21 protein-coding genes and 2 pseudogenes are annotated in these 25,663 nt (G+C 42.1%); 9 read left to right on the top strand and 14 right to left on the bottom strand.

Going from position 1 to position 25,663, the window contains the following annotated elements; translation table 11 throughout:
• Positions 1–223 precede the first annotated feature (223 nt).
• A complete protein-coding gene (thrS, locus tag RRG12_RS23405) occupies positions 224–2,140 on the top strand; it encodes a threonine--tRNA ligase (RefSeq protein ID WP_420760864.1) in 1,917 nt (638 codons plus the stop codon).
• Between the two features lie 144 nt (positions 2,141–2,284).
• Here the strand turns inward: thrS and RRG12_RS23400 are convergent, their stop codons facing one another.
• On the bottom strand, positions 2,285–2,830 hold the full coding sequence (locus tag RRG12_RS23400; RefSeq protein WP_420760851.1) for a hypothetical protein: 546 nt from the start codon (positions 2,828–2,830) through the stop codon (positions 2,285–2,287).
• Positions 2,831–3,178: 348 nt separating this feature from the next.
• Here RRG12_RS23400 and RRG12_RS23395 point away from each other — a divergent pair, with 348 nt between their 5' ends.
• Entirely contained in the window at positions 3,179–4,525 is a 1,347-nt protein-coding gene (locus RRG12_RS23395) for a DUF58 domain-containing protein (protein ID WP_420760850.1), read from the top strand.
• Positions 4,526–5,193: 668 nt separating this feature from the next.
• Here RRG12_RS23395 and RRG12_RS23390 read toward each other — a convergent pair.
• The gene (locus tag RRG12_RS23390; protein ID WP_420760849.1) at positions 5,194–5,433 is read right to left on the bottom strand and encodes a hypothetical protein; all 240 of its coding nucleotides are present in this window, start codon (positions 5,431–5,433) and stop codon (positions 5,194–5,196) included.
• An 18-nt stretch (positions 5,434–5,451) separates the two neighbouring features.
• On the opposite strand from RRG12_RS23390, the gene RRG12_RS23385 reads away from it, so the two are divergent.
• The 3 genes from RRG12_RS23385 (at position 5,452) to RRG12_RS23375 (ending at position 7,949) form a co-directional block, all read left to right on the top strand.
• Positions 5,452–5,583: a hypothetical protein gene (locus RRG12_RS23385; protein WP_420760848.1), complete on the top strand. Its 132-nt coding sequence runs from the start codon at positions 5,452–5,454 to the stop codon at positions 5,581–5,583.
• Positions 5,584–5,600: 17 nt separating this feature from the next.
• The gene (locus RRG12_RS23380; protein ID WP_420760847.1) at positions 5,601–7,640 is read left to right on the top strand and encodes a bifunctional metallophosphatase/5'-nucleotidase; all 2,040 of its coding nucleotides are present in this window, start codon (positions 5,601–5,603) and stop codon (positions 7,638–7,640) included.
• Between the two features lie 141 nt (positions 7,641–7,781).
• Complete coding sequence (locus RRG12_RS23375; protein WP_420760846.1) at positions 7,782–7,949, top strand: hypothetical protein; 168 nt, start codon at positions 7,782–7,784, stop codon at positions 7,947–7,949.
• A gap of 162 nt (positions 7,950–8,111) precedes the next feature.
• Here the strand turns inward: RRG12_RS23375 and RRG12_RS23370 are convergent, their stop codons facing one another.
• Complete coding sequence (locus RRG12_RS23370; RefSeq protein ID WP_420760845.1) at positions 8,112–8,834, bottom strand: DUF1345 domain-containing protein; 723 nt, start codon at positions 8,832–8,834, stop codon at positions 8,112–8,114.
• Between the two features lie 52 nt (positions 8,835–8,886).
• Between RRG12_RS23370 and RRG12_RS23365 the strand changes: the two genes are divergently transcribed.
• Entirely contained in the window at positions 8,887–9,453 is a 567-nt protein-coding gene (locus RRG12_RS23365; RefSeq protein WP_069074094.1) for a thermonuclease family protein, read from the top strand.
• A 97-nt stretch (positions 9,454–9,550) separates the two neighbouring features.
• Here the strand turns inward: RRG12_RS23365 and RRG12_RS23360 are convergent, their stop codons facing one another.
• From RRG12_RS23360 to RRG12_RS23330, 7 genes and pseudogenes are all read right to left on the bottom strand, one after another.
• Entirely contained in the window at positions 9,551–10,432 is an 882-nt protein-coding gene (locus RRG12_RS23360; protein WP_420760844.1) for a carbohydrate ABC transporter permease, read from the bottom strand.
• 637 nt (positions 10,433–11,069) lie between these two features.
• A complete protein-coding gene (locus RRG12_RS23355) occupies positions 11,070–12,695 on the bottom strand; it encodes an IS1634 family transposase (RefSeq protein WP_420758599.1) in 1,626 nt (541 codons plus the stop codon).
• A gap of 200 nt (positions 12,696–12,895) precedes the next feature.
• Positions 12,896–13,066, bottom strand: coding sequence for a hypothetical protein (locus tag RRG12_RS23350; protein WP_420760843.1), 171 nt, complete (start codon positions 13,064–13,066; stop codon positions 12,896–12,898).
• The gene (locus RRG12_RS23345) at positions 13,056–13,301 is read right to left on the bottom strand and encodes a PIN domain-containing protein (protein WP_420760842.1); all 246 of its coding nucleotides are present in this window, start codon (positions 13,299–13,301) and stop codon (positions 13,056–13,058) included. The genes RRG12_RS23350 and RRG12_RS23345 overlap by 11 nt, the downstream gene beginning before the upstream one ends.
• A 58-nt stretch (positions 13,302–13,359) precedes the next feature.
• On the bottom strand, positions 13,360–13,500 hold the full coding sequence (locus RRG12_RS23340) for a hypothetical protein (RefSeq protein ID WP_420760841.1): 141 nt from the start codon (positions 13,498–13,500) through the stop codon (positions 13,360–13,362).
• Positions 13,501–13,626: 126 nt separating this feature from the next.
• Positions 13,627–14,448, bottom strand: a pseudogene (locus tag RRG12_RS23335) (formylglycine-generating enzyme family protein); the annotation flags it as partial.
• A gap of 1,599 nt (positions 14,449–16,047) precedes the next feature.
• Positions 16,048–16,731: pseudogene (locus tag RRG12_RS23330) on the bottom strand (caspase family protein); the annotation flags it as partial.
• 564 nt (positions 16,732–17,295) lie between these two features.
• Between RRG12_RS23330 and purN the strand changes: the two are divergent.
• On the top strand, positions 17,296–17,958 hold the full coding sequence (gene purN / locus RRG12_RS23325; RefSeq protein WP_420760840.1) for a phosphoribosylglycinamide formyltransferase: 663 nt from the start codon (positions 17,296–17,298) through the stop codon (positions 17,956–17,958).
• 324 nt (positions 17,959–18,282) lie between these two features.
• Here the strand turns inward: purN and RRG12_RS23320 are convergent, their stop codons facing one another.
• The 3 genes from RRG12_RS23320 to RRG12_RS23310 form a co-directional block, all read right to left on the bottom strand.
• Entirely contained in the window at positions 18,283–20,865 is a 2,583-nt protein-coding gene (locus RRG12_RS23320; RefSeq protein ID WP_420760839.1) for a GAF domain-containing protein, read from the bottom strand.
• Between the two features lie 320 nt (positions 20,866–21,185).
• On the bottom strand, positions 21,186–21,839 hold the full coding sequence (locus tag RRG12_RS23315) for a hypothetical protein (protein WP_420760838.1): 654 nt from the start codon (positions 21,837–21,839) through the stop codon (positions 21,186–21,188).
• A 145-nt stretch (positions 21,840–21,984) separates the two neighbouring features.
• On the bottom strand, positions 21,985–22,254 hold the full coding sequence (locus tag RRG12_RS23310) for a hypothetical protein (RefSeq protein ID WP_069074086.1): 270 nt from the start codon (positions 22,252–22,254) through the stop codon (positions 21,985–21,987).
• A gap of 150 nt (positions 22,255–22,404) precedes the next feature.
• Here RRG12_RS23310 and RRG12_RS23305 point away from each other — a divergent pair, with 150 nt between their 5' ends.
• Both RRG12_RS23305 and RRG12_RS23300 read left to right on the top strand, forming a co-directional pair.
• A complete protein-coding gene (locus RRG12_RS23305) occupies positions 22,405–23,088 on the top strand; it encodes a response regulator transcription factor (RefSeq protein ID WP_420760863.1) in 684 nt (227 codons plus the stop codon).
• Positions 23,085–24,545 carry an ATP-binding protein gene (locus RRG12_RS23300; RefSeq protein ID WP_420760837.1) on the top strand — a complete coding sequence of 487 codons (1,461 nt, stop codon included), beginning with the start codon at positions 23,085–23,087 and terminating at the stop codon, positions 24,543–24,545. The genes RRG12_RS23305 and RRG12_RS23300 overlap by 4 nt, the downstream gene beginning before the upstream one ends.
• Here the strand turns inward: RRG12_RS23300 and priA are convergent.
• Positions 24,546–25,663 (bottom strand): replication restart helicase PriA (gene priA / locus RRG12_RS23295; protein ID WP_420760836.1); only part of this gene is annotated, 1,118 nt, incomplete at its 5' end.

Raw genomic sequence — 25,663 nt, 5'->3', positions numbered from 1 at the left:
TACTTCAATCCCACTCTTTTAAGGGTGGGTTACCTCCTGCCTCCTGCCTTTATCCTCCTGCCTCCTGAAACTGCGCTATCCGCTAGTCGGATTCCAATTAATTCTGAATTTAGAATTCTTTTTTGATAAGCTGAACTGGCGAAAATCAAAGTCGTTATAGTTGAATAAGCCTACAGATTCAGATAAATCTTTTGTAATCACTTCGCCAACGGTTCAGCAGCCAATGTCGCTAAAATCATCTAATCAGTCAGAACACTCAGAACAAGTTGAAAAAATTTATTTACCGCGTACCAGCGAATCGGAGAACTTAAAAAAGATTCGCCACACTGCTTCCCATGTTATGGCAATGGCAGTACAAAAGCTGTTTCCCAAGGCACAAGTTACAATCGGCCCTTGGATTGAAAATGGTTTTTACTATGACTTCGACAGTCCAGAACCATTTAGTGAAAACGATCTCAAAGCCATCAAGAAAGAGATGGTAAAGATTATCAATCGCAAACTGGCGGTAATTCGGGAAGAAGTCAGCCGAGAAGAAGCCGAACGCCGAATTCAGGAAATTAAGGAACCTTATAAGCTAGAAATCCTGGCAGATATCAAAAACGAACCAATCACGATTTACCACCTGGGGAATGAATGGTGGGATTTGTGTGCAGGGCCTCATGTGGAAAATACCAGTGAATTAAACCCGAAAGCAATTGAACTAGAAAGCGTTGCTGGCGCTTATTGGCGTGGGGATGAAACCAAAGCTCAATTACAACGTATATACGCCACAGCCTGGGAAAGCCCTGAACAACTCGCTGAATATAAGCGACGCAAAGAAGAAGCGCTGCGGCGAGATCACCGGAAACTGGGTAAGGAACTGGGATTATTTATATTTTCCGATCTGGTAGGGCCAGGTTTACCTTTGTGGACACCCAAAGGTACTCTGTTGCGGAGTACTTTAGAAGACTTCCTCAAGCAAGAACAGTTAAAACGCGGTTATTTATCTGTAGTAACGCCTCATATTGCCAGAGTAGATTTATTTAAAACCTCTGGACATTGGCAAAAATATAAAGAAGATATGTTCCCCTTAATGGCAGATAATGAGGAAGCTGCCGCACAGGAACAGGGCTTCGTTATGAAGCCGATGAACTGCCCTTTTCACATCCAAATATATAAGAGTGAGTTACGCTCTTATCGAGAACTGCCGATGCGCTTGGCAGAATTTGGTACTGTTTACCGTTACGAACAATCAGGGGAATTGGGCGGTTTAACGCGGGTGCGAGGTTTTACAGTGGATGATTCTCACTTGTTCGTCACCCCAGAACAGCTAGATAGTGAATTCCTCAATGTGGTGGATTTGATTTTGTCGGTGTTCAATAGTCTGCAACTGAAAAACTTTAAAGCTAGACTCAGTTTCCGCGATCCAGCTAGTGATAAGTACATCGGTTCCGATGAAGTTTGGGACAAAGCCGAAGGTGCAATTCGCCGTGCAGTTGAAACTTTGGGGATGGAACACTTTGAAGGGATTGGAGAAGCGGCTTTTTATGGGCCCAAACTTGACTTTATCTTTAGTGATGCCCTAGATCGGGAGTGGCAATTAGGAACTGTGCAGGTAGATTACAATTTGCCAGAACGCTTTGATTTAGAGTACGTTGCCGAAGATGGTGTTCGCAAACGCCCAGTGATGATTCACCGTGCGCCTTTTGGTTCACTGGAAAGGTTGATTGGGATTTTAATTGAAGAATATGCAGGCGATTTTCCTTTGTGGTTAGCGCCAGTGCAAACGAGATTACTGCCGGTGGGTGATACACAGCTAGTCTTTGCTAAAGATGTGGTGGCGAAGATGAGAGCGTTGGGCATCCGTGCAGAAGTTGATACCAGTGGCGATCGCTTGGGTAAACAGATTCGCAATGCAGAGAAAGAAAAAATACCCGTGATGGCAGTGGTGGGAGCTAAGGAAGTGGAAACCAACACCTTGAGTATCCGTACCCGTGCCTCTGGTGACTTAGGTAGTATTTCTGTCGATCAAGTTGTGGATAAACTACAACAAGCGATCGCTAATTTCGATAACCTTCAGATCGATGTCACAAGCGGAGAGTCTGAAGCTAGCTTGGAAGATATCACAGGTATCAAGTCTGAAGAAGTACTAAACCAATAGACATCTGGTGAAAATTAATTCTGCGTTGCTCTAAATCCTTGGTAGAGACAATTCATGTAGACGCGGAGCGGCTTCCCGCAGGGTATTGTCTCTACATCATTTTTGGAGATGTCTAGTAGGCTGGGTAATGCCCAGCCTCAAAAATTAAGAACAGCCCTCAACATATTCAACTTCCGGCAATTTACCCGCTCTGAACTGAGTGACAAGCTTACCATCAGTCTCAAATACTACACGATAGTTGCGATCGGTGCGGTCTTTCGGGATGAAAGTTAGGTAATGTCCCTCTTGGACGTATTTATGAGGTGTGACTTCAATTTGTCCTGGGTAAAGGGACTTGATTTGTGCTTCAGTGTCGCCAATTTTTGCACCTTTGAGGGTAGTAATCTGAGTATTTTGCCGGATATCTACTCTAGAAATGCGACCTTGTGTCACCATGAACGAAAGATTTTTGGGTTCATTTTGTGGCTTAACATAGTAGCAATTGTTATTTGGTGGATCGCCCACTAGCTTAGTACCAGCAGCCTTTGCTGCTTGGGAAACAGTCATGCCAACTTTTACTGTGCCGATGCCATTGATAAAAAGTTTTGACTGGTTTGTTAGTTTTGCCTTTGCTACAACTGTGCTGACAGTCAAAGAAGAAACTGCCAGTGTTACTGTGACAAAAGTCAATAATTTAGTTTTGCTATTCATAAATTGTAGATTTTCCTCAGTTAAATCGATAATTTCGTTCTATTATCCATTTCGTAATTCGTAATTCGTAATTAAGAGAGTCAGACTTATAACCCTCGTAGGCGGGTTTTGTATGTGTAGCCGCGACTTCTAGTCGCAAAAGCAAGTAATAATTTAGACTTTTCAAATAACCTCTTAGCAAGTATTCTTATTTCGGTTACATTGAAATTTACTGAAGAAGGGAACAGGGAACAGAGTAGAGTATAGCGAGATACAAAGTCTCCACAACCTAAGTTTCACATTTTTAAACGTGTGTTAATTCTGCCTCCTGCCTCCTAAAATCTAACTCCTAACTTCTCGCTATAAAAAATGGTTCCTTCCAGACGAGTTTATTTATTGTTGGTTTTGGGTATAGCGATATCTACGACGGGCTACGCCTACGCCCCGATTTTATTCTTATTTCCCACTATCAGAGCAACCATCGTCATCACTGTGCTATTTGATGCCATCGTTCTAGGATTGATGATTGTAGATGGTTTACGGGTGCGGCGTTCTCGTGTGCAAATTACCCGCGAATTACCGTCACGATTATCCATTGGGCGGGATAATCCTGTGGTGCTAAAAGTGACATCACAAAATACTAACGCCCAAATTGAAATCCGCGACTATTACCCAACAGGATTTGGCGTGTCTGCACCTGCACTGAGTGCCATTGTTCCTAGTAACAGCACTGAGGAATTAACGTATACCGTCCACCCGACACAACGGGGAGAGTTTCCTTGGGGAAATATTCAAGTCCGACAGTTGGGACTTTGGGGATTAGCTTGGGATGATTGGCAAATTCCCCAAAGTTTACCAGTGAAAGTTTATCCTGATTTAGTGGGATTGCGATCGCTCACAATTCGTCTGACAGTGCAATCATCGGGATCAATCCGCCAATCTCGCAAAACTGGTATTGGTACAGAGTTTGCCGAACTGCGAAACTATCGCACTGGTGACGATTTGCGGTTTATTGATTGGAAAGCTACCGCCCGTCGGGTTGGCGCTTATGGTAATGCAACGCCACTGGTGAGGGTTCTAGAACCAGAACAGGAACAAACATTGCTGATTTTACTCGATCGCGGACGGTTGATGACGGCAAAAGTGCAGAGTTTGCAGCGATTTGATTGGGGTTTGAATGCAACTTTATCCTTAGCTTTGGCAGGTTTACATCGAGGCGATCGCGTGGGTGTTGGTGTATTTGACCGCCAAATGCATACGTGGATTCCCCCAGAACGCGGTCAAAATCATTTGAATCAGCTAATTGATCGGCTAACTCCAATTCAACCAGTATTATTTGAATCTGATTATTTGGGGGCGGTGACAAATGTTTTGCAGCGACAAACTCGGAGGGCGCTTGTAGTAGTTATTACCGATTTAGTTGATGTCACTGCCTCTACAGAACTCCTAGCCGCACTCTCCAAACTAGCACCCCGCTATCTGCCATTTTGCGTAACTCTGCGAGATCCGCAAGTTGATCGTTTAGCACACACTTTCACAGATGATGTTCCAGGTGCTTATGGACGTGCAGTGGCATTAGATTTATTAATGCAACGACAAGTAGCATTTGCTCAACTGAAACAAAAAGGTGTATTGGTACTAGATGCACCAGCAAATCAAATTGCTGATCAGTTGGTTGAGCGATATCTGCAACTCAAAGCGCGAAATCAACTTTAGACTATGACTAAAATGAGCTACTAGGTGGAGTGAGTGATTTTATACTTTATACTTCACCTTGACTTTTTTAGTAGATTTCTATACGCTGATTACTAAATTTACTGAACCATGAAAAATTAATAAACCTAACTTTAAAGCTAGTGTTTCTAACTAGTCCCAATCATTTGACAAACTTATAAATTATTCATTGATTGATAAGTATCTGAGGGGGTCAGGGAACGGCTGAAACCCTTATTCTTTCGTGGACCCCCTCAGATAGCTTGCTGAGTAAGCCTTTGAGGTGTGTCAAGATTGAGTTTATTGAGAAGATTTATCAATTATTCACATGAAAAAACAACCCCCTCAGATTGACCCATCTCAAACTCAATTGTCATAAGGCTTCTGGAAGAGTAGCCTTTTTCATCAACTTCCCCTCACGGGGATGGAAACGTCTTGGTAGATATTCTCACCATTCCAAAATACTGCTTTTTCATCAACTTCCCCTCACAGGGATGGAAACTTTCTAAACTCATAAGAAGAAAATTCTCCAAATTACACTTTTTCATCAACTTCCCCTCACGGGGATGGAAACTTCAACTGAATATCTATTTCTGTTGCGGCAAGATTTAACTTTTTCATCAACTTCCCCTCACGGGGATGGAAACGTTAAAGGGTGACCTTCCCACCCCTCATTCCCAGTTAAACTGCTTTTTCATCAACTTCCCCTCACGGGGATGGAAACAATATAGCAAATGAATCACCTTCAGTATAGATGGCTTTTTCATCAACTTCCCCTCACGGGGATGGAAACCTTTTGATAATAGACACAATCTACAGCTTGACCACCACTTTTTCATCAACTTCCCCTCATGGGGATGGAAACCATTAATGTTTTCGCGTAAAGCGTAACCAAGTTTAAGCTTTTTCATCAACTTCCCCTCACGGGGATGGAAACGGTTTCAAATCCAGGGCAAAAAGTTTTTCCACAAAACTTTTTCATCAACTTCCCCTCACGGGGATGGAAAATTTATAAGTATGTTGCGATCGCATTTAGCAATGGCGACCAAGTATTTTGCTAAGTTACAAAAATAACCTTATGTCAAAACAAGTAAAAAAACCAAATAATCGGTTTATGTGCCGAGATTTAAGTGCTAGCCAGTTGAGTTGGCTAATTACATCTAGCATTTTTTTATTTCTAGGAACTACTGTTGGTGTGGCGCAAGTCAGAACAGCACATAAGTCAGGGTTCACACTGCAACTTTTACATACTTCTGACCAAGAAGCAGGTGTCCCAGCGCTGAAGGATGTGCCAAACTTTTCGGCGGTGTTGAATGCACTCAAAAATCAAGATGCTAATGGTGACGGCAAACCTGATTATCCCAATACTTTAATCCTTTCATCTGGAGATGCTTATATTCCCAGTCCCTTCTTATTTGCCAGTGACACAGTGTTTGGTGGACAAGGACGAGGAGATATTTTAATTTTAAATGCTCTTGGGTTTGGTGCGATCGCCTTTGGTAATCACGAATTTGATTTAGGTACGGGTGTTGTTGCCGATTTAATTCGCCCTCAAGAAGATTACCCAGGTACAAAATTTCCCTATCTCAGCACGAATCTAGACTTCAGCACTGATAAAGAACTGGCAAAATTAGTTACAGCCGATGGGCAAGAGGCAAGTAAAATCCCTAATAAAATTGCCCGTAACACCATCATTACCGTCAATGGTGAAAAAATTGGTGTAGTTGGGGCGACAACTCCCACACTGCGGTCTATTTCTTCTCCCGGTGGTGTGACTGTCTTACCTAAAGAATTTAATGACCGTGATGCCGCAGACATCGCCGCCTTAGCTGCTGAAATTCAAACTTCTGTTGATACACTGCTGACAAAAAACCCAGAGATTAATAAAGTCATTCTGTTGGCACACATGCAGCAAATTGCTATTGAGCAAAAGTTAGCAGAATTACTTAAGGGAGTAGATATTATTGTTGCTGGTGGTTCCAATACCTTACTAGCCGACAAAACAGACCGTCTTCGAGTGGGTGATAAATCTGCTGGAACTTATCCAATCCTCAAAAAAGCAGCAGATGGTAGTCCGATAGCCGTAGTTAATACCGATGGAAACTATCGCTATGTTGGTCGTTTAGTAGTTAACTTTGATGCCAATGGAGTGATTATTCCTAAAAATATTGACTCCAAAATCAGTGGTGTTTATGCGACTGATTCCCCTGGTGTAGCAGCTGTAGGCGGAAAACCCGATGCCAAAATTGTCGCCATTACAGAAGCACTCAAAAAAGTAATTATTGCCCAAGATAGTCTGATTTTTGGGAAAACCAACGTTTTCCTCAACGGCTGGCGGGGTGATGTTCGCACCCAAGAAACCAATTTCGGGAATTTGACAGCCGAAGCTAATTTAGCGATCGCCAAACGATATGATCCTAAAACTGTCATTTCCATCAAAAATGGCGGTGGTATCCGTGACAATATCGGTATATATACCTTTCCCCCAGGTTCGACTCGCTCACAGGATGTTATCAAACTGCCACCCCAAGCAAATCCTGTAGCAGGTAAGAAAGAAAAAGAAATTTCCCAACTTGATATCATCAATGCTTTACGGTTCAACAATGGTTTGACTTTAGTTACTCTGAATGCAACAGAACTACTAGCGGTGATTGAACACAGCGTAGCGGCTATAGCACCAGGTGCTACCCCTGGTAGTTTTCCCCAAGTAGCGGGATTAGCCTTTAGCTTTGACCCAAACTTGCCAGCAGGGAAGCGTGTAAAATCCCTGGCAATCAAAGATAGAAAAGGCAAAATTATTGATGTAGTAGTTAAAAATGCCGAGTTAGTGGGTGACTCTAATCGGATTTTCCGCACTGTTACCCTCAACTTCCTAGCAGGTGGTGGTGATGGCTATCCTTTTCCCAAAAGAGAACGGGTTGATTTGACATCAAAAGATGCTGATAATAGCAAACGCACAGGTTTAGCTACCTTTGCTGCTGATGGTTCTGAGCAAGATGCATTAGCAGAATATCTGGCTGCTAACTTTAAGCAGATTCCATTTACTCAGAGGGATGTGCCACCCGCCGAAGATACTCGCATTCAAAATCTCAAATTGCGTAAAGATGTGGTGTTTTGAAAGCCACCCTGGATGATTGAAGTTGACAAAATATACTTTTACGAGCGGAATATGTATTTTTTATCCCTCTCCAGAAATTTGCCGTTTGGAAATTGATGTTATACATTGGTTCTCAGGTTTTAATCAGAAATTTATTTACCAATGGAAACCCAACAGATCAGTTCAACAACAAAAGAAAATAGACCCACCAAGACGAAAAAACAGTTTTTTCCTGGCATGAATATTGGTACTCCTAAAATACCATTCCGCAAATGTAAGGAAACAGCACAACAGCATGAGTTACTCAGTGATTGGGAAGACGCGAGTTAATTTATTGACACTCCTAACACAGTGTACTGTAAGGTACAAAGACGCGATAAATCGCCGTCTCTACAAAAGGCTGATTATTGTAGAGACGGCGATTCATCGCGTCTCTTGTCTGTGATTCATCGCGTCTCTTGTCTGTGATTCATCGCGTCTCTTATCTATTATTCAAATCAGCGATGCAATGATATTAATACTCATAGCTAAAATAGTGGTATTGAAAAAGAAGGATAATACGCCATGTAACAGAGTCAAGCGCCTCATATTGCGTGATGTCGTCTGCACATCGGAAACTTGGCTAGTCATGCCAATTACAAAAGAATAATATAAAAATTCCCAATAGTCTGGATAGTCGTTATGAGGAAAATCTAAACCTTTGGTGATTTCTTTACTATTATTACGATTAATATATTTGTAATAGCTATGTGCATATTGCACTGCAAACATCGTATGCACTAATAGCCAAGAACCGACAATGGTCATAATTGAAAGTATGACATGTAGTGTAAGTAGAATAGTTGATAACTCTTTTTTATCAGTTAGTAAAAACCCAATGGCTAAAACACTAGCACAAGCCGCAGCAATCACCAGCATGAATATAGCCAAATGTCCTTCATATTCACTCTCAGCATAACGGCGAATTTTTTCTGGGTTAGCTTTGATCATTTTCCACCAAGTCACGGCTAAGAAAAAGTCAATGCCGGAGTTCCAAGCACAGAGAATGCGAATTGGTAAGTGAAGCCAAGCCGGAAGGATTACTGAAACTAATACAGCGAGTCCAACAGCAATTATCAGCCGGGGTCGAGAGTCAAAGTTTTTGAATAAATTCAGTTTCACAAATATTGCGATCGCAGAGTTTAAGTAACATACTTCTACACTAATGCAAAGCATACAGTGTTAGTGTATAATGTCCGATTCCACAGAGATAATTTGGTAAATTTGGATGGAGAAATTAACTAAATCAGTGCGATTTTGGCTTTGTGCAACTATCCTAATTTTAGGTTTGATAGGCTGCGATCGCTTTATCGGTACTTCTGGAGAACCAGTTGAGCGAGTCAGTGATGGTGATACTTTAGTGGTGAAAGATCCCAATGGTAAAAATGTTACAGTGCGCTTTGCTTGTGTAGATGCGCCAGAGATAGCTCATACCAACAAAGAAAAGCAGAGTAAACGCATTAGCGATCGCAATCAATTTACTTGGGGTGTGAAAGCCCAAGAACGGGTGCAACAACTGGTGCAACAAGGAGGCGATCGCGTGACTTTGAATATCACCGATAGCGATCGCTATGGACGCAAAGTTGCCGAAGTTCGTTTACAAAATGGCACTTTTGTGCAGCAGGTATTGTTGCAAGAAGGATTGGCAAAAGTGTATCGTCCCTATTTAAACAAGTGTCCTAGCAAAGACTTAGTTCAACAAGCCGAAGCTAAAGCAAAGGAACAACGGCTCGGCGTTTGGAGTGATGCTAAATTTGTAAACCCTTGGGAATATCGCAGCCTATATAAAAAGTAGGGCGTTGCATATTTGCACGATGATTTAGCAACATTCCAAAATTCCCTCTTGCCTCCCTACCTCCCCTGCCTCCCCTGCCTCCCCTGCCCCCTGCCCCCTACTCCTCTCCCCAAGTTTGCAGTTGCAAATAAACTAGTACCATTGTCACAGCTAATAACACCGTCGCGGCGGCGGCGGCATAACCAAAATCAAACTGGCCAAAAGCCTCTTGGTAAATGTAGTAAACCAGCAAATTAGTTGAATTCAGTGGGCCACCGCCAGTCATCACATAAACTTGCTCAAAACTCCGCAATGTAAAAATCGCGGTAGTGATGATTGCAAATATCAAAGTAGGGCGCAATCCAGGCAGAGTAATATACCAAAATTGTTGCCAAGCATTTGCCCCATCCAAATCTGCTGCTTCATAACGACTGGGAGGAATTGCTTGCAACCCTGCTAAAAAAACCACCATATTGAAACCGAGTTGTTTCCAAATACTCATTAAAATAAGTACTGGCATTGCCCAAAATGTGTCTCCTAGCCAGGGTATGGCTGGAATGCCAAAAAAATCTAAAAGTCCGTTAACTGGCCCTGATGTTTGAAACAGCCAGCGAAATCCCAAACCAGCTGCCACAAGTGAAATAATTGAAGGCAGAAAATAGGCACTCCGCAAAATGCCCCGCAAGGGAATAGAGCGGTTTAATAACACTGCCAATCCCAAGGAGATAACTAAACTGGGAATGATGGTGGCAACAGTAAAATAAAAGGTGTTACCCAGAACTTGCCAGAAGTCAGGGTTGAGTAGCAAGCGCCAATAGTTTTTTAAGCCTATCCAATAAGTACCTTTTAAGGTGAAACTACCAGCGGTAAAACTGAGGTAGAACAAATAGGCGATCGGCCAAATGATAAAAACACCCAGTAAAATTAGTGCTGGTGTAAGAAAAATCCAGGCGGCAGCTGTATCATTATCCAACCACGATTTAGTATATTTTTTTGGCATCTATAATTTTCCCTCTTAGCTGTTATAACCCTCCGCCCTGATTTTACCCTGAGCTTGATTTCTCTCAGGATTAGCGATGTCTACGACGGGCTACGCCTACGCTTGGGGTTTGCTCTTGGTTCATAATTATCTCCACTTGGCTTAATTATGACCGTAAGTACAGCATCTCCGGCTTTGCTTCTGACTTCTGAATTCTTCTTCTATAGGACTCCTATTTGATTTTTGAACAAGATTCAGTACACATCTATACCTTTGTTTTCTGTTCCCTGTTCCCTACCTACGCAGATAATTTCAGGAATCAAATCGGATTACTATAGTTTCATTCTATGTTTTGATAGGCTTGGATTTTTTCATACAAACTATCAACGTTATCTTGAGCAAATAGTTTTTCTTTTAGTTGTAACCCATATTCCGCACTTCAAATTGAAGTATAAAAAGATTACGAGGAAGAGAAAAGCCAAAAATTAGGATAGTTAAGAACTAGAGTACAGAATGAATCTAACGCATGAAGATAAATGAGCAAATATAAAAAATTTGACCCATAAAATAGGTTATGCAAGGACGCTGATTTTGAAGAGCAATGATTGTTCCTCCAGATGTTGATAAATTTTGATTCAATCTGAAAACAGTGTTTAGCTTAAGAAAGTAGATAATACTTTTGACAAGATGATGGTAAACAATTCAAAATATAATGGCGTTCTGAGGTTAAATTAATCACTTGATTAATCCCATTTAAAGTCAAAAAGTGAATTCCTTGGAAACATTGAAAGACCCATCTTAAGGTAGGAGAAATTGTTAATTTTCCTAGTTGATTTTTGATGCCGACTTTGAGTCTTTTTAAGCTATTTCTCAGTTCCCTTTGACCAAGATTATAAACTAACAGACACAAAGACATTAAAAATAACATCGTCTCAATGCGCTCAGGGTTTTCTACAAAAAAACTATCTGCAAAAAATAAAGGGTCTTTCAGAAATCTAAATCCTCTTTCACAAGACTGTTGATTTTTATAAGTTGTAATAATTTCTGAGGGTGTTAACTTTTCGTCATCAACTAAATTCGTCGCTAAAATAAATCTTCCGGCTGATTTTCTGAGGATTTCTATCTCTTCTAGTTTTTCATGAATCTCTGCTGAGATTTTATAAACAGTTTTCTTCTGTTTTGACTGACTTTCAAAAAGTTGGAGTTCTTTAATTTCAAAGAGTTTCAGCTTTTTATTGATGACTTTTAGTTTATATCTGGCTGTCTGCGGAGTTTCAAAATCTTCTCTTTTTAATTCTTGTAGTAGTTTTTCAACGTTAACTTTTTCTTTCTTGAGCCTTTGCTCTAGCTTCTCTAAATCACTGGACTTTCTTTTTTGGCTTTCTACTATCAGCCAAGTTTGTTTAATCCCACCATAATTTACTATTTCTTCTTTCCACTGGTATTCATCTAAAGTTTGGGCTACCCCTTTCTCTCTTGATTGTGTGTTTCTCTCTTCTATCTCTACCAATTGCACTAAGTCTCGTGCTTTTTTTATGGTCATTGGCACTCTACTTATCCATTTTAAATGTGCAATTAAATTGAGATTTTCCTGACTATATAATGCACTATCACAGACCATAATACTATCGAAATCTATTTGCTTTTTAAACTCTACTAAGATTTTGCCAAATACAGCTTTGTCCGCTTCATTTCCATCTCCAACTCTCATTAATAATGGGATGTCTCCATCACTACTAGTTATTAAATCTAAAACACATTGTTTCAAATCTGGTCTGTGGTCACGAGAATATCCTTTAGTGATAATTATTGGTCTTTCCCTGGTTATTTCCGATTCTTTTTCCTGATGCTCTTCACTGTTGTATTCTCCATGCAGATGAAATGATGTTGCATCCAAATGTGAGTATTTTGTAGATAGATTAAATTTTTTAATTACTGATAATACAATTTCCATAAACAGATTATTCAATCCACTTTTATATAACTTATCCATAACTCTGCCAATTTTATCGTCATTGATGTAATCAGTTTTTACATCTTCTCCCAATAATATTTCGATAGCTTTATCATCAAAAAACTGACTAAATAAATATAAAGGTCTTGAGACAAATCCTAATCCATTGATTAAAATTGCTTTCACCAGTGTTCCTGCTGTTATCTTTTCACGAGGGTCTATTCCTAATTGGGAATTAATTATTTCAACTATTCCTATTTCATCAATTAACCCAGCTACTATTCCTAAATGGTCAATATTTTTAATTTGAGTATTTTCGATTGGAGACATTTTTTACCCTCAAATGTTTTTGAGTTTATATGAATTGTCTCACTTGGATTGAACCAATGTCTATTTAGTTTTAGACAAAGCTTGAAATCAATTTCTTCTCAGCAATGTAAGCCTCACCGTCTTCGTCACACAGGTTTATTTCTGCGAGTTTATTAAAGATTCACATGTCTTATTATTTACTTGTATTCGGAAATCATTATTTAGGCTTTTATACTACATTTTGAAGTGCGGAATGTGGGTTGTAAATAATCACCTTCGCCTAATTTACAAGCTGCCCAAAATTTCATTACCTTGGATGGCTCTAAATGTGTAAAGAGTACCTGCATTACTTCTTGTAAATTTTGCTGTTCGTTAATAACTTTAATTGTCATCTTCCATCTCCAAAATAAAATCAGTGGGGTTGATTGCTTTGAGTGTTAAACTTTGACAGCGATTGATTAATCTCTTATCACAAGTGATAAAATAATCACTTTTAGAAGCTTCGGCACAAGCAACATGGAGAGCATCAATGGCTTTAATCCCTTGTTGTTCTAGTTGTTTTGCTCTCACTCTAATGTTTTCATCTAGTAATACTCTCAATGTAGCTATTTGTAAGTATTGCTCCATTGACTGTTGGTTTACAGAAAAAGGGTTACGACTATTTTCATATTCTAGAACTGAAGAACTAACTAACTAATTCTATTAATTTTGCTTCGACCATTTGTAAAATTAAGATGACAGCTTGTGTTTCTAAAAATATTTTTGGCTGTGTTTGGTCATCAAAAGGGCGGTTATAAATACTTGTGTCTAAATAAACTCTGGTCATGTCACTTTTTGACTTCTGAATTCAACAACTCTGTTTTTTGAAAAAAATTAGATCGTTCAGCTCCGCTACACTCAAAAAGGGTAAAGGAAAGAAGGGTAGAGGGTAAAAGAGCTAGAGTATAAAGGGCTACTGAAGAGTCCTCCCAACCGCGCAGACAACACGAAAACCAATACCGTCGACGAAGTTGCCGCGCACCGCCCTAAGGTCGTAGTTGCGGGACGCGGAACGGCAGAGTTTAGGATAGTTGACCCAGGAACCGCCCCGCAGTACTTGAAATTGATTATCATTATTTACCCATGCACTTCCATCTCTAGGCGCTCCTTTATAGCTGTCATGCCAATTATCTTGACACCACTCCCAGACATTACCGTGCATATCGTATAATCCAAAGGCATTGGGTGGAAAACTTCCTACTTCTGTTGTTTCTTGACGATATTTGCCCTTTGGTGCAGAAGCGTAGGTGTAATCCCCATTGTAGTTAGCTAACTCAGTTGTAATCGTCTCGCCAAAGTTAAATGGTGTCGTTGTTCCTGCACGACAGGCGTATTCCCACTCTGCTTCACTAGGTAGGCGATATTTGCGCCCAGTCTTTTGACTCAGCTTTTTGCAAAATTCTACTGCATCATTCCAGGACACTCTTTCTACAGGAAGTTTTGCTCCCTTGAAGTTAGACGGATTGCTGCCCATTATTTGCTGGTACTGTTCCTGAGTCACTTCAAACTTGCCTATAAAAAAAGCAGGGACATTCACAGCCTGCTGTGGGTCTTCACTTGTAGATCGGTCAGTTTCACTGGGTGGCGAACCCATATTAAAAGAGCCTCCAGGAATCTCAACCATATCTAAAGTTATGCCCTTGCCTAAATCTTCCTTAAAGAACTTAGCTTGCTTGTTAGAATCTCGTTTAATTACCTGTCCCTTTTTATCTACCGTCACTGTTTCAAATTTAAAGGAAATATATTTAGGTCCAGCTACAGAGATAGTTGTTGATTTATTAGTAGATTCAGGTATCAGTAATTGACGCTTAAGAATTTCACCACCTACTACTGCTGTCACTAAACCTACACCTCCCAAACCAGCCCACTTCAAAAACTTTTGTCGGCTTATTCGCTCTTGAGTTGGTTGAGTACGGCTTGGCTGCTGAATATACTGCTGTAATTTTTGACGAGATTCTGCTTCCTCTCGCTGCCGTTGTTTCTCTGCCTCCTGCTGCTTCAGTCGTACAGCTTCTTGTTGTTGTTGTTTATCTGCCTCTTGTTGCTGTCTGATTCTCTCTTGCTGTTTCCGGTATTCTGCTTGTGAAGATTGTTGAATAATAATTGCTTCAAGTGCAGTTGTTTCCGCATCGTTTAGCTCTAAAATTCGTTGAAAACGTTGAAGTTCTTCACGAGTAACGTCACTGAGAGGATATTCAAACTGCATCGACTCTCTAAACACCTCTTCATACTGTTGCAGCTTTTGCCGATGTTCCTCGATCGCAGCAACAATTGGATTTTCAATTGCAGTCACATCTTCAGCACTCAGATTCAACGCTTGATGACGTTGCGTTAGTTGAGAGCGTTTGAAAGCACTGAGCGGATATTCTTGCTGAATAGCCTCTGTAAACTCCTGCTCATATTGCCGCAAGTTTGCTTGATGGGTTTCAATCTCCGCATTAATCCGCCTCTCGATCGCTCTCACATCTCCCTCATTCAACCCCAACGTCTGCCAGGTTTCTTGTAACTGCTTTTGCGTCACCTCATCTGGATAATGCTGGCGCTGCGTCGCCTTCACAAACGCCTGTTCGTACTGCTGGAGTTTTTGATGATAGCTTTCAATCTGTGTTGTGATTTGCGCTTCAATTGGTGCAACATCTACATCTGTCAATCCCAAGCGCTGCTGCTGTTGACGTAAATTATTGCGGGTTGCCTCGCTGAGGGGATATTCCTGCTGGGTGGCAGTAAAAAACAGCCGTTGGTAATCTTGGAGTTTCTGGTGATATGCCTCTACCTCAGCCGTAATCTGAGATTCAATCGCCGCAATATCTCTATCGGCAAGTTCTAATTGCTGCTGGGTTTGCCGTAAGCGATCGCGGCTTGCTGCACTCAGAGGATACTCCTGCCGCAGTGCCGTTGTAAAGGCTTGCTGATAAGTTTGCAGGTTTTGCTGATGTGTCTTAAACCGTGCAGTCACCAGTGCCTCAATCGGCATCGTGTCCTCATTCCGCAGCCCCAAAATTTGTTGGAGATTTTGCAGATCGTGGCGATCGCTATCAGTAATTCTCTCATCTCGCTCCAGTAGTTCAGTGAATACCTGCTGATACTGCTGGAGTTTTTCGCGGAACTCGTTGCGATACGGTTCTAATACCTCATCTTCGATCGCCTTCGCCTCAGTTGTCTCCAATCCCAAGCGAGTCCTCTGATAATCTAATGTCCGACGACCAACAAGGGAAATTTCGCCTCGATGAATAAATCTCGCTACCTCTTTACGGTATCGCTGTCTAGGATCACCAGGAGCTACCTTTGCCAGTCGAATTTTAAAACCTTCTCGAATTGCATAGATTTCCGGCTTCATCGCAGGTTGAAGTTCTCGCACCTTCTGACTGGCGTATTCATGGAGTTCATCGATGGATATAAACTCATCGCGATCGCGATCGGCTTCTCCCGACTTGATACCTTCAATCAAAAAACGAGTATAAATCGATAAATCTTGCCCCTCCTCCTCAAAGGAATATTGAGTCGAAGTAGAAGAAGTCAATACGGCTCGTCCTTCACCGCCTAACTGCTCCCGGATGTCAATCATGCCGTCATCTTTAGCAGACATCCCCTCAGCAAACGCGCCACTAAAGCAGCTATCTAGGATTACGACCTGCCGCCGGGAACGGCTTTCGCTCATGCGATCGTGAATAAAATTGGCAGACACCGACGTTGAGCGAATCAATTCGCCCTGCTTCGTCTTACTGGTGTTGCGAGTCGCCAGATACAGCCTACCGCGATCGTCTTTGATGCCGTGTCCTGAAAAGTACAGCAGCAGCAAATCATCCTTGTGCCGACCGGAAAACAGCGTTTCGATCGCAATTTCTACAACTTGTCGCTCAGGATTTTTTAGCAGGGTAATATCTGACGCAGCAAATCCGCCCATCTCTGGATGCAGCAGTACATCGTACACTGCTTCCACATCTCTAACTGCACTGGGCAAAGGGTTCAGCCCTGGTTCATACTCACTGACCCCAATCAGCAACGCTACCTTTGCCATTTAACTCACCTATGCTGCGATCAAATTCGATGCGGCTTTAATCTCTGTGTTGTTTCCCTTAGAGGTTGTTTGAAAAGTCGTTGGCTGTGATTTTAATTGCATTCTTACCCCCCTTAATCCCCCCTTAGAAAGGGGGGAAACCGGAAAATCTAGTTCCCTCCCCTTTCTAAGGGGAGGGTTAGGGAGGGGTAAAAAAATATTTGATACATCAATCATGACTTTTCAAACATCCTCTTATACCAAGCTTTAGAATATCATCTTTATCAACCGGACTAGTACCGCAAGGCGGAATTCGTAATTCGTAATTCGTAATTAATTGTTTGCAAAGGTTTCAGACGTTTAAGATGGGTGGCTTATTTACGCCGTGCGGTACTAGTAGTCTGTCAAGAACTAATTTACAGATAATTTTCCTGTAGAGACGGCGATTTATCGCGTCTCTCTAGCTTCATCAAAGAATCAAATTCTACCTATTTATGTCATAAAAATCTAGGCGGCTACTGTATCATTATCCAACCACGATTTAGTATATTTTTTTGGCATCTATAATTTTCCCTCTTAGCTGTTATGACCCTCCGCCCTGATTCAACCCTTAGCTTGGTTTCTCCTAGCATTAGCGATGTATGCCAACAAGTCGCCCCTTTAAAATTGGGAATTATGGCTTCTGGGAATGGCAGCAATTTTGATGTAGTTGCTCAAGCTATCCAAGATGGACAGCTAAATGCCCAAATTCAAGTTTTAATTTACAATAACCCCTCGGCGAAAGCAGCTGTCAGAGCAGCTAATAGAGGTGTAGAAGCTGTTTTATTAAATCACCGCAACTATCAAAGCCGAGAAGAATTTGATCAGAAAATTGTGCAGACATTGCGGCGCTACGATGTGGAATGGGTGATTTTGGCTGGTTGGATGCGATTATTAACGTCAGTTTTCATGGATGCCTTTCCTGACAAAATTATTAATATCCATCCTAGTTTGTTGCCTAGTTTCAAGGGAATCCATGCTGTAGAACAAGCCTTGGCATCTGGGGTAAAAATCACTGGTTGTACAGCGCACATAGCTTGTTTAGAAATGGACAGTGGCCCAATATTGATGCAAGCCGCAGTACCAGTATTGCCCGATGATACAGCAGAAACACTCCACGCCAGGATTCAAATTCAGGAACATCGAATTTTGCCGCTAGCGATCGCTCTAGCAGCTTCTTCGTCAAAAGTGACACTAAGTTTAACGTGAAAATACATAGTTTGTTACAATACTGCTTGGGTAAAGCATTTTGAACTCGGAATTGGGTTTGGGAAAAGGTTAAAGGGTAAAGGTTAAAGGTTTTTTCTTTCCCCTTTAACCTTTTCCCCAAAACCCGACAAGTATTGTAGTTTGTTATTATAGCCGTAGCCACATAGGCTAGGACATTTTGAAAACCCCAAGGCTAGGAATAGTAATACTTTTACCTCCTGCCTCCTGCCTCCTGCCTTCTGCCTCCTGCTATACTTGCTCATTCGTGAGAAAAATATCCCCAACTTCGTAAAAGTCGGGGATCTGCGGGTTGCAATAGCTATTCTATTCATCAGAGTTAGCTTCGGCAGCTTGATACGCTTGTAGGAGCCTAGCATGATCGAGAGTAAATCCTACTTGCATCGCTATCTGGGCAAATAAATCAATCTCAGGCTGTTGCCAATCACGGGGTTCAGAACACTGATGTGCAATTAATAAGCCAAATAGCTGCTCATCTTTGATAATGGGTGCTACTAAATTTGCTTTGACAGCAAAGGATTCGAGTAAATTAATGTGACAATCAGCCAAATCAGACTCATAAATGTTGTTGATTGCGACCACGCGACCAGACTGGTACTTTTCTACATAGCCTTGAGTAAAACAGGGATCGTGGATTTTAGACCGCAAAACTTTGGGATAACCTGAAACCACTGATTCGGCAATGATAATTCCGAACCAATTAGCGTAAAAACTATAAACCAGCACTCGGTCAGTACTTAGTGCTTTGCGAACCTCTTCCACAGTGGTTTTGATGATATCTTCTTCGTTAAGTGATTGGCGAATCTTGCGGATAATATCCACTAGCAACTGACTTCGCATCCTTTCGGCTTCGATTCTTTGCAGGAGTCTGGCATGATTCAGAGCAAATCCCACTTGCATGGCTATTTGACCAAATAAATCAATCTCGGATTGTTGCCAATCACGAGGTCTGGAACACTGATGTGCAATTAATAAGCCAAATAGCTGCTCATCTTTAAGAATGGGGGCTACTAAATTTGCTTTGACAGCAAAGGATTCGAGTAAGCTAATGTGACAATCAGCTAAACCGGCTTCATAAATGTTGTTGATTGCAAGAACACGACCAGACTGATACTCTTCTACATAGCCTTGACCAAAACATGGGTCTTGGATTTCAGCTCGCAAAACTTTTGGGTAGGTGAGAACAACTGATTCGGCAATCACAGTTCCAGACCAATTAGCATTAAAGCTATAAATCATCACTCGGTCAGTACTCAGTACCTTACGAACCTCGTCTACGGTGATTTTGAGGACATCCTCTTCATTGAGCGATTGGCGAATGCTGCCGATAGTATCTGCCAGCAACCGACTTTGCACACCTTCAGCCTCAATTCGTTGCATCAACCTGGCGTGGTCAAGAGCAAATCCTACTTGCATTGCTATCTGGGCAAATAAATCAATCTCAGGCTGTTGCCAATCACGGGGTCTAGAACACTGATGGGCAATTAACAAGCCAAATAGCTGTTCATCTTTGAGAATAGGGGCGACCAAATTTGCTTTGACAGCAAAGGATTCGAGTAGGCTAATATGACAATCAGCCAAACCGGACTCATAAATATTGTTTGTGGCGACAACGCGACCAGATTGATACTTTTCTACATAACCCTGACCAAAACATTGGTCTTGGATTTCAGACCGCAAAACTTTGGGATAACCTGGAACCACTGATTCGGCAATGATAATTCCAGACAAATCAGTGTTAAGGCTATAAACCAGCACTCGATCAGTACTCAATACTTTACGAACCTCTTCCACAGTAGTTTTGAGGACATCCTCTTCGTTGAGGGATTGGCGAATGCTGCGGGTAATTTCTATGAATAACTGAGCTTTATCTGCCTTGGTATCTACCTGTTTTAGAAGCTTGGTGTAGTCAAGGGCAAATCCTACTTGCATGGCTATCTGAGCGAACAAATCAATTTCAGACTGCTGCCAAAAGCGAAGTCTAGAACACTGATGTGCAATCAATAAACCAAATAGCTGTTTGCCTTTAAGAATGGGTGCTACTAAATGAGATTTAACTGCAAATTGTTCCAGCAATTCAATATCACTATCACTGAGATCGGCTTTATGGATGTCATCAATAGCACGGATGCTACCATTCTGGTATTTTTCTACATACCCTACCTCTAATCCTGGATTAGAGACTGTAACCCCTAAGATTTTCGGTAAGCCAGGTGCTACGGATTCAGTGATAAAGGTTCCATTACAGTTGGAGTTGAAGCAAAAAATGGTGACACGATCAATGCTTAAAGCTCTGCGAATTTCTTCTGAGGTAGTTTTGAGAACATCTTCTTCATTAAATGATTCTCGAATCCAGCGGGTAATTTGTATCAATAGCTGGGAGTAATCAGCTTCGGCTTCTTTCTCTTGTACTAAAACCGAAAGCAAGTCTGTAAATAAGGTGATGTTTCTCTCTAACATCACTAGTTCATCTTGGTTAGCGATGAAAACTTCAGTAAAGTCACTGTCTGGACGTAGCTTCGTTTTGATATTGTTAGAGATTGTTGCTGCCTTGCTGACTCGACTTATAACTCGATTCGTCACCAAAACAGCGATCGCACCTGCCAAAATTGCTGTTACTCCCATACCAGTTAACAGGAGTGATAATTGTCTCTGTAGAGCAAGTTCTGTTTCGGTTGAACTTTTTGCACTCTCAAGTCTTACTTGCGGAATTTGTTTGGTAATTAAATTAATGCCGTAGTAGTAAGTAACTGTTCCAATTGCAACCACAGGAAGGACACTGATGCTTAGTGCCCAAACTATTGCTTTTGTCTTTAAACTCCACTTTTGCTGCCACAGTCTTTGTTTACGATTTCGTCTTGCTTGGCTTTGAGAAAAAGACTGATTCATAAATTAAACCTGGATTGTTGCAATTGAAAATCAGGTAAGTAACCTCACCAACAAATTCTACACAAAACTTATTCAATAAAGACTGGCTTTCGGGAGTATTTTAAAGCACTAACCTTCTACTTTGTACCCAATAAGGCTTTTTTTCTCTTTGAACTCAAAAAATCAGGTCTGATTAATGGGCTTGGTAAAAATCAAATTGCGATCGCTTTGTTGGAATATCTTATTTTCTCATTAGGTGTTGCGATTTTTGGCAAGACAGCCAAATGAATCAAAAAAGACGCGATTCATCGCGTCTCTACAAATGTCTACATAATGTTCAGTTATTCTGGTTGATTAGGACGATTTTCGTGATGAGAGGCTCCGCGATCGCCAGGAGGATGAGGTGGAACGCCTAGTGCATCGATTAATTGTTGTTCAGTGACACCAAGTTTTGCGGCTGCGGCTGCAAAATCGGGTTTGGGTGGACGTTGATTGCGATCGCCTGGATTTGGAGGATTGGCAGGAACTCCTAACGCAGCCTTGAACTGTGCTTCTGTAACTCCTAACTTTGCCGCTGCGGCTGCAAAATCGGGTTTGGGTGGACGTTGATTGCGATCGCCTGGATTTGGAGGATTGGCAGGAACTCCTAACGCAGCTTTTAACTGTGCTTCTGTAACTCCTAACTTGGCTGCTGCGGCTGCAAAATCAGGTCTGGGTGGGCGTTGATTGCGATCGCCTGGATTTGGAGGATTGGCAGGAACTCCTAACGCAGCTTTTAATTGTGCTTCTGTAACTCCTAACTTGGCTGCTGCGGCTGCAAAATCAGGTCTGGGTGGACGCGGCTGTTTGTCCGATGGTTGGTTGGGTGGTAGTTGCGCCTGTGCAATTTTATGGGATTGATTAGCAGCATTTGCTTGATTGAGTGAAATAAAACCAAATGTGCCAACCAAAACAGGAATCGCTGTCACCACTAATACTCGACGAATATTCATCATTAAATCTCCAAAGGTTTATATTTTTAATTAAGTCTTCTCAAAATTACAGCCTGCCCTCTTTTTGAATTACAGTTTTGTAATTTGAGGAAGGAATCCTCTGGCAATATCACGGCTGAGGGCAAGGCAAAGTTTAAGGGTGCTTCAATTAACGATTATTCTGTCCTACCCGGTTTTGAACTGCGCCCTGATTATGCGGTTGGGGATGTTGAGGAGAACGTTTTTTCTGATTGGGACGGGGTTTAGAATGTCTAACTTTTGGTTTTTTATCAGATATTTGTGGTCTGTTAGGCTGTTGTGAAATCTGTACGTTCCGATGAGAGGGATTAGCGGCATTTGCCTGATTGGGTGCAATGAAACCAAATGTACCAATCACAAAAGGAATTGTTGCTAGGGCTAAGATTCGACGAATATTCATAAAAATCAACCTTCAAAAGGTAGGGTGTTCATATTTCTAATTGAGCCACCTCAAAATTACAGCTTCCCTATTTTCTAAATGACAGTTTTGTAATTTGAACAAAAAAATAATGAATTTAGAATGGAAGAATATATGAATTAATAAATGCTTGTGAATGTTCTATTTGTGGAAGATGAAGCGAAAATTGCTAACTTTGTCCGGGCTGGACTGAAGGAGCAGGGATTTGTCGTAGACTACTGCGATAATGGTGATGAAGGATATCTGCGGGCATTAGATAACGAATATGATGCGATCGTACTCGACATTATGATGCCGGGAAAGGATGGACTATCAATTTTAAAACTATTGCGGCGGCAAGGTCGGAATACTCCGGTGATTTTGTTGACGGCTCGGAATGAACTAGACGATCGCTTGGAAGGGCTGAATTTAGGAGCCGATGATTACATTGCTAAACCGTTTTTTGTGGAAGAATTAGCGGCTCGAATTCATGCTGTTGTGCGCCGGAGTGGAAGCGATCGCCAAAATCTGCTTTGCGTTGGCCCTATCAAACTCGATCGCATCACCAGAGAAGTCACTTGCGATCGCCAGGCGATAGAACTCACCAGCCGCGAGTTTAATCTTCTAGAATATCTCATGCGCTCTCCCGGACGTGTTTTTACTCGTACCCAAATCTTGGAACACGTTTGGGGCTACGACTTTAACCCCAACACCAATGTCGTGGATGTTTGTATCCAGCGAATTCGTAAAAAGATTGACCCCATTAATGAAGTAGTCTGGATTGAAAGCATTCGAGGGGTTGGATACCGATTTCGCAAGCCAGATTCTTCCTCATGAAACTTCCTTCCTTTCGACTTCGCATTGCTTTGTTGTCTGCGGCTTTAGCTGGTAGCACATTAGTCGGATTTGGTGCAGTTTCCTGGTTTCAGATTTACAATGCCAAGATTAGCCGCCTAGATGCAGAACTATTAAATCATTTGATGCGAGCAACTCGTTCACCCGATCGCGAACGATGGCAACTTTACGCAGACTCGTTACCTTATGCCTTTGGCGGTGGAACAAATATAAAAACTCCCATCGCTCTGCTAGTGCTTGACGCAAACGGCAACATACTTTACGAATCTAATTCTCTACCTGCCGATCTCAAGGTGAATCCTCTGCTGGTTCAACGTCTTCAGTCAATACCTCTACCACCACCTCCTCCTAGAGAACCACCACCTTTTCCCCCCATTACAAATCCATCCTTCGAGCCGCCACGCCTGATTCGTCCACGTCCTCCTCAATTCGTCACTGAGCAGACGGAAACAACAGCTTGGCGAATTGGGGCAACTAAATTTCCCAATGTTCAGATTGCCATTGCTGTCAGTCTGCAAGCCGTCGATCAAGAAATGGCTACTATTCGCAATATCTTCCTGGTTTCAATTCCGGGAGCGCTTCTGCTGGTTGCAGTGGGAGCATGGTTGGTTTCTGGTAGCGCTTTACGTCCCATCCATCAATTAACGGGCGTCATTCAACAGGTGACTGTCAAAGGGCTAGATCAAAGAATTCCCATTGGCACAACTGATGTTGAATTTATCGAACTGATTCAGGTGTTTAATCAAATGTTAGAACGCTTGGAACGCAGTTTTACCCAAGCTTCTCGCTTTAGTGGCGACGCTGCTCATGAACTGAAAACTCCACTAACTATTTTGCAAGGTGAACTAGAACGAACACTGCAACAGGTTGATCCTGGTAGTGAAGTGCAACAGCGCTTAAGTAATCTGTTAGATGAAGTGCGCCGCCTGAGTGGAATTATGCGGAAACTCTTGCTGCTATCTCTGGCAGATGCGGGAAAAATGAGCTTATATCTGGTTGAGGTGGATATGTCTGAGTTGCTGATGGAGATGCTAGAAGATGTGGAAATGCTAGCTCCTCAGTTGACTGTGCAAACAGACTTTACTGATGGGTTGCGGGTAAAAGGCGATCGCGATCTTTTAATTCAAGTTTTGCAAAACCTGTTCAGTAATGCCATCAAATACAATCTCGCCAACGGCTGGATCAAGATTCGCACTCATCAAACTCCCACAACTCTCCACGTTACTATTGCCAATGCATCCCAAGATATTCCACTGAGCGATCGCGATCGCATTTTTGACCGTTTTTATCGCGGTGATCCCTCACGTAACCGTAAGGTAGAAGGAATTGGATTAGGACTGAGCCTAGCCCGTGAAATTGCCCGCGCACATGGGGGCGATCTCACCCTTGATTTAACACCTTCTGGTCAAACGGCGTTCACTCTCACCTTACCGATGTAGTTACATAATATTAATCGGGTCTACATCAATAGTTAAGCTCACAGACGAAGGACAAAGCGATCGCACTTCTTCCCAATCGGGTAATTTTGGTAAGGCATCGGGGTCAAATTTAATCAATATTTGCCAGCGATAACGATTCGCTACCCGTAAAATACTCGCTGGTGCTGGGCCTAATATCTCGAATTCTTCTTCTGTACTCAAGGCTGTGGCAATAATTTGCGCCGTATTTTGCACTTGAATCGGGTCGAGACTACTTAACCGCAACAAAATTAACCGCCCATAAGGGGGATAATTGAGTGCTTGGCGTTGTTCTAACTCAGCTTGAGAAAAAGATTGATAATCGTGCGATCGCACTGCTGCAATTACCTGATGTTCTGTAGTATAAGTCTGCACAATCACCCTACCGGGATCTTCGCCTCTACCAGCACGTCCAGCGACTTGAGTCAAGGTTTGAAATGCTCGTTCACTGGCGCGATAATCTGATAAATTTAGCAATCCATCGGCGGCGACAACGCCCACAAGTGTCACCTGTGGTAAATCCAAACCTTTGGTAAGCATTTGCGTACCAACTAATAAATCCGCTTCGCCGTTGGCAAACTTGGTGAGTAGAGTCCGGTGTGAGCCTTTGTTGCGGGTGGTATCGCTATCAAAACGAATCAAGCGCAACTCTGGGAATTGTCGCGCTAGTTCCTGGGTGACTCGCTGAGTACCGCTACCGAAAAATTTCAGGTAAGGGGAACTACAATCGGGGCAGAATTTAGGATGCGATCGCGCATAGTTACAGTAATGGCAACGCAATAATTCCGGCGCTTTTTCTTCGGTGTGGTGGTACGCCAGCGACACATCACAGTGCGGACATTCCAACACATATCCACAACTGCGGCAAGATACAAAAGTACTGTGTCCCCGGCGATGAATAAATAAAATCCCCTGTTGTTTTCTTTCTTGCAACTCTTGCAAAGCTGCTTGCAGCGATCTACTAAATATAGAACGATTTCCCTGCTGCAATTCTTGCCGCATATCAACTATTTCCACCGGCGGTAAAGGGCGGGAGTTGACGCGCTCAGGCAAACTTAAGTAATGAGTGCTGAGTAATGAGTAATGAGTAATGAGTGAGG

This window comes from Nostoc sp. CALU 546, from assembly GCF_048836525.1.
Note: the sequence above shows the minus strand (reverse complement) of the source record. Positions and strands in the feature narration are given on the sequence as shown.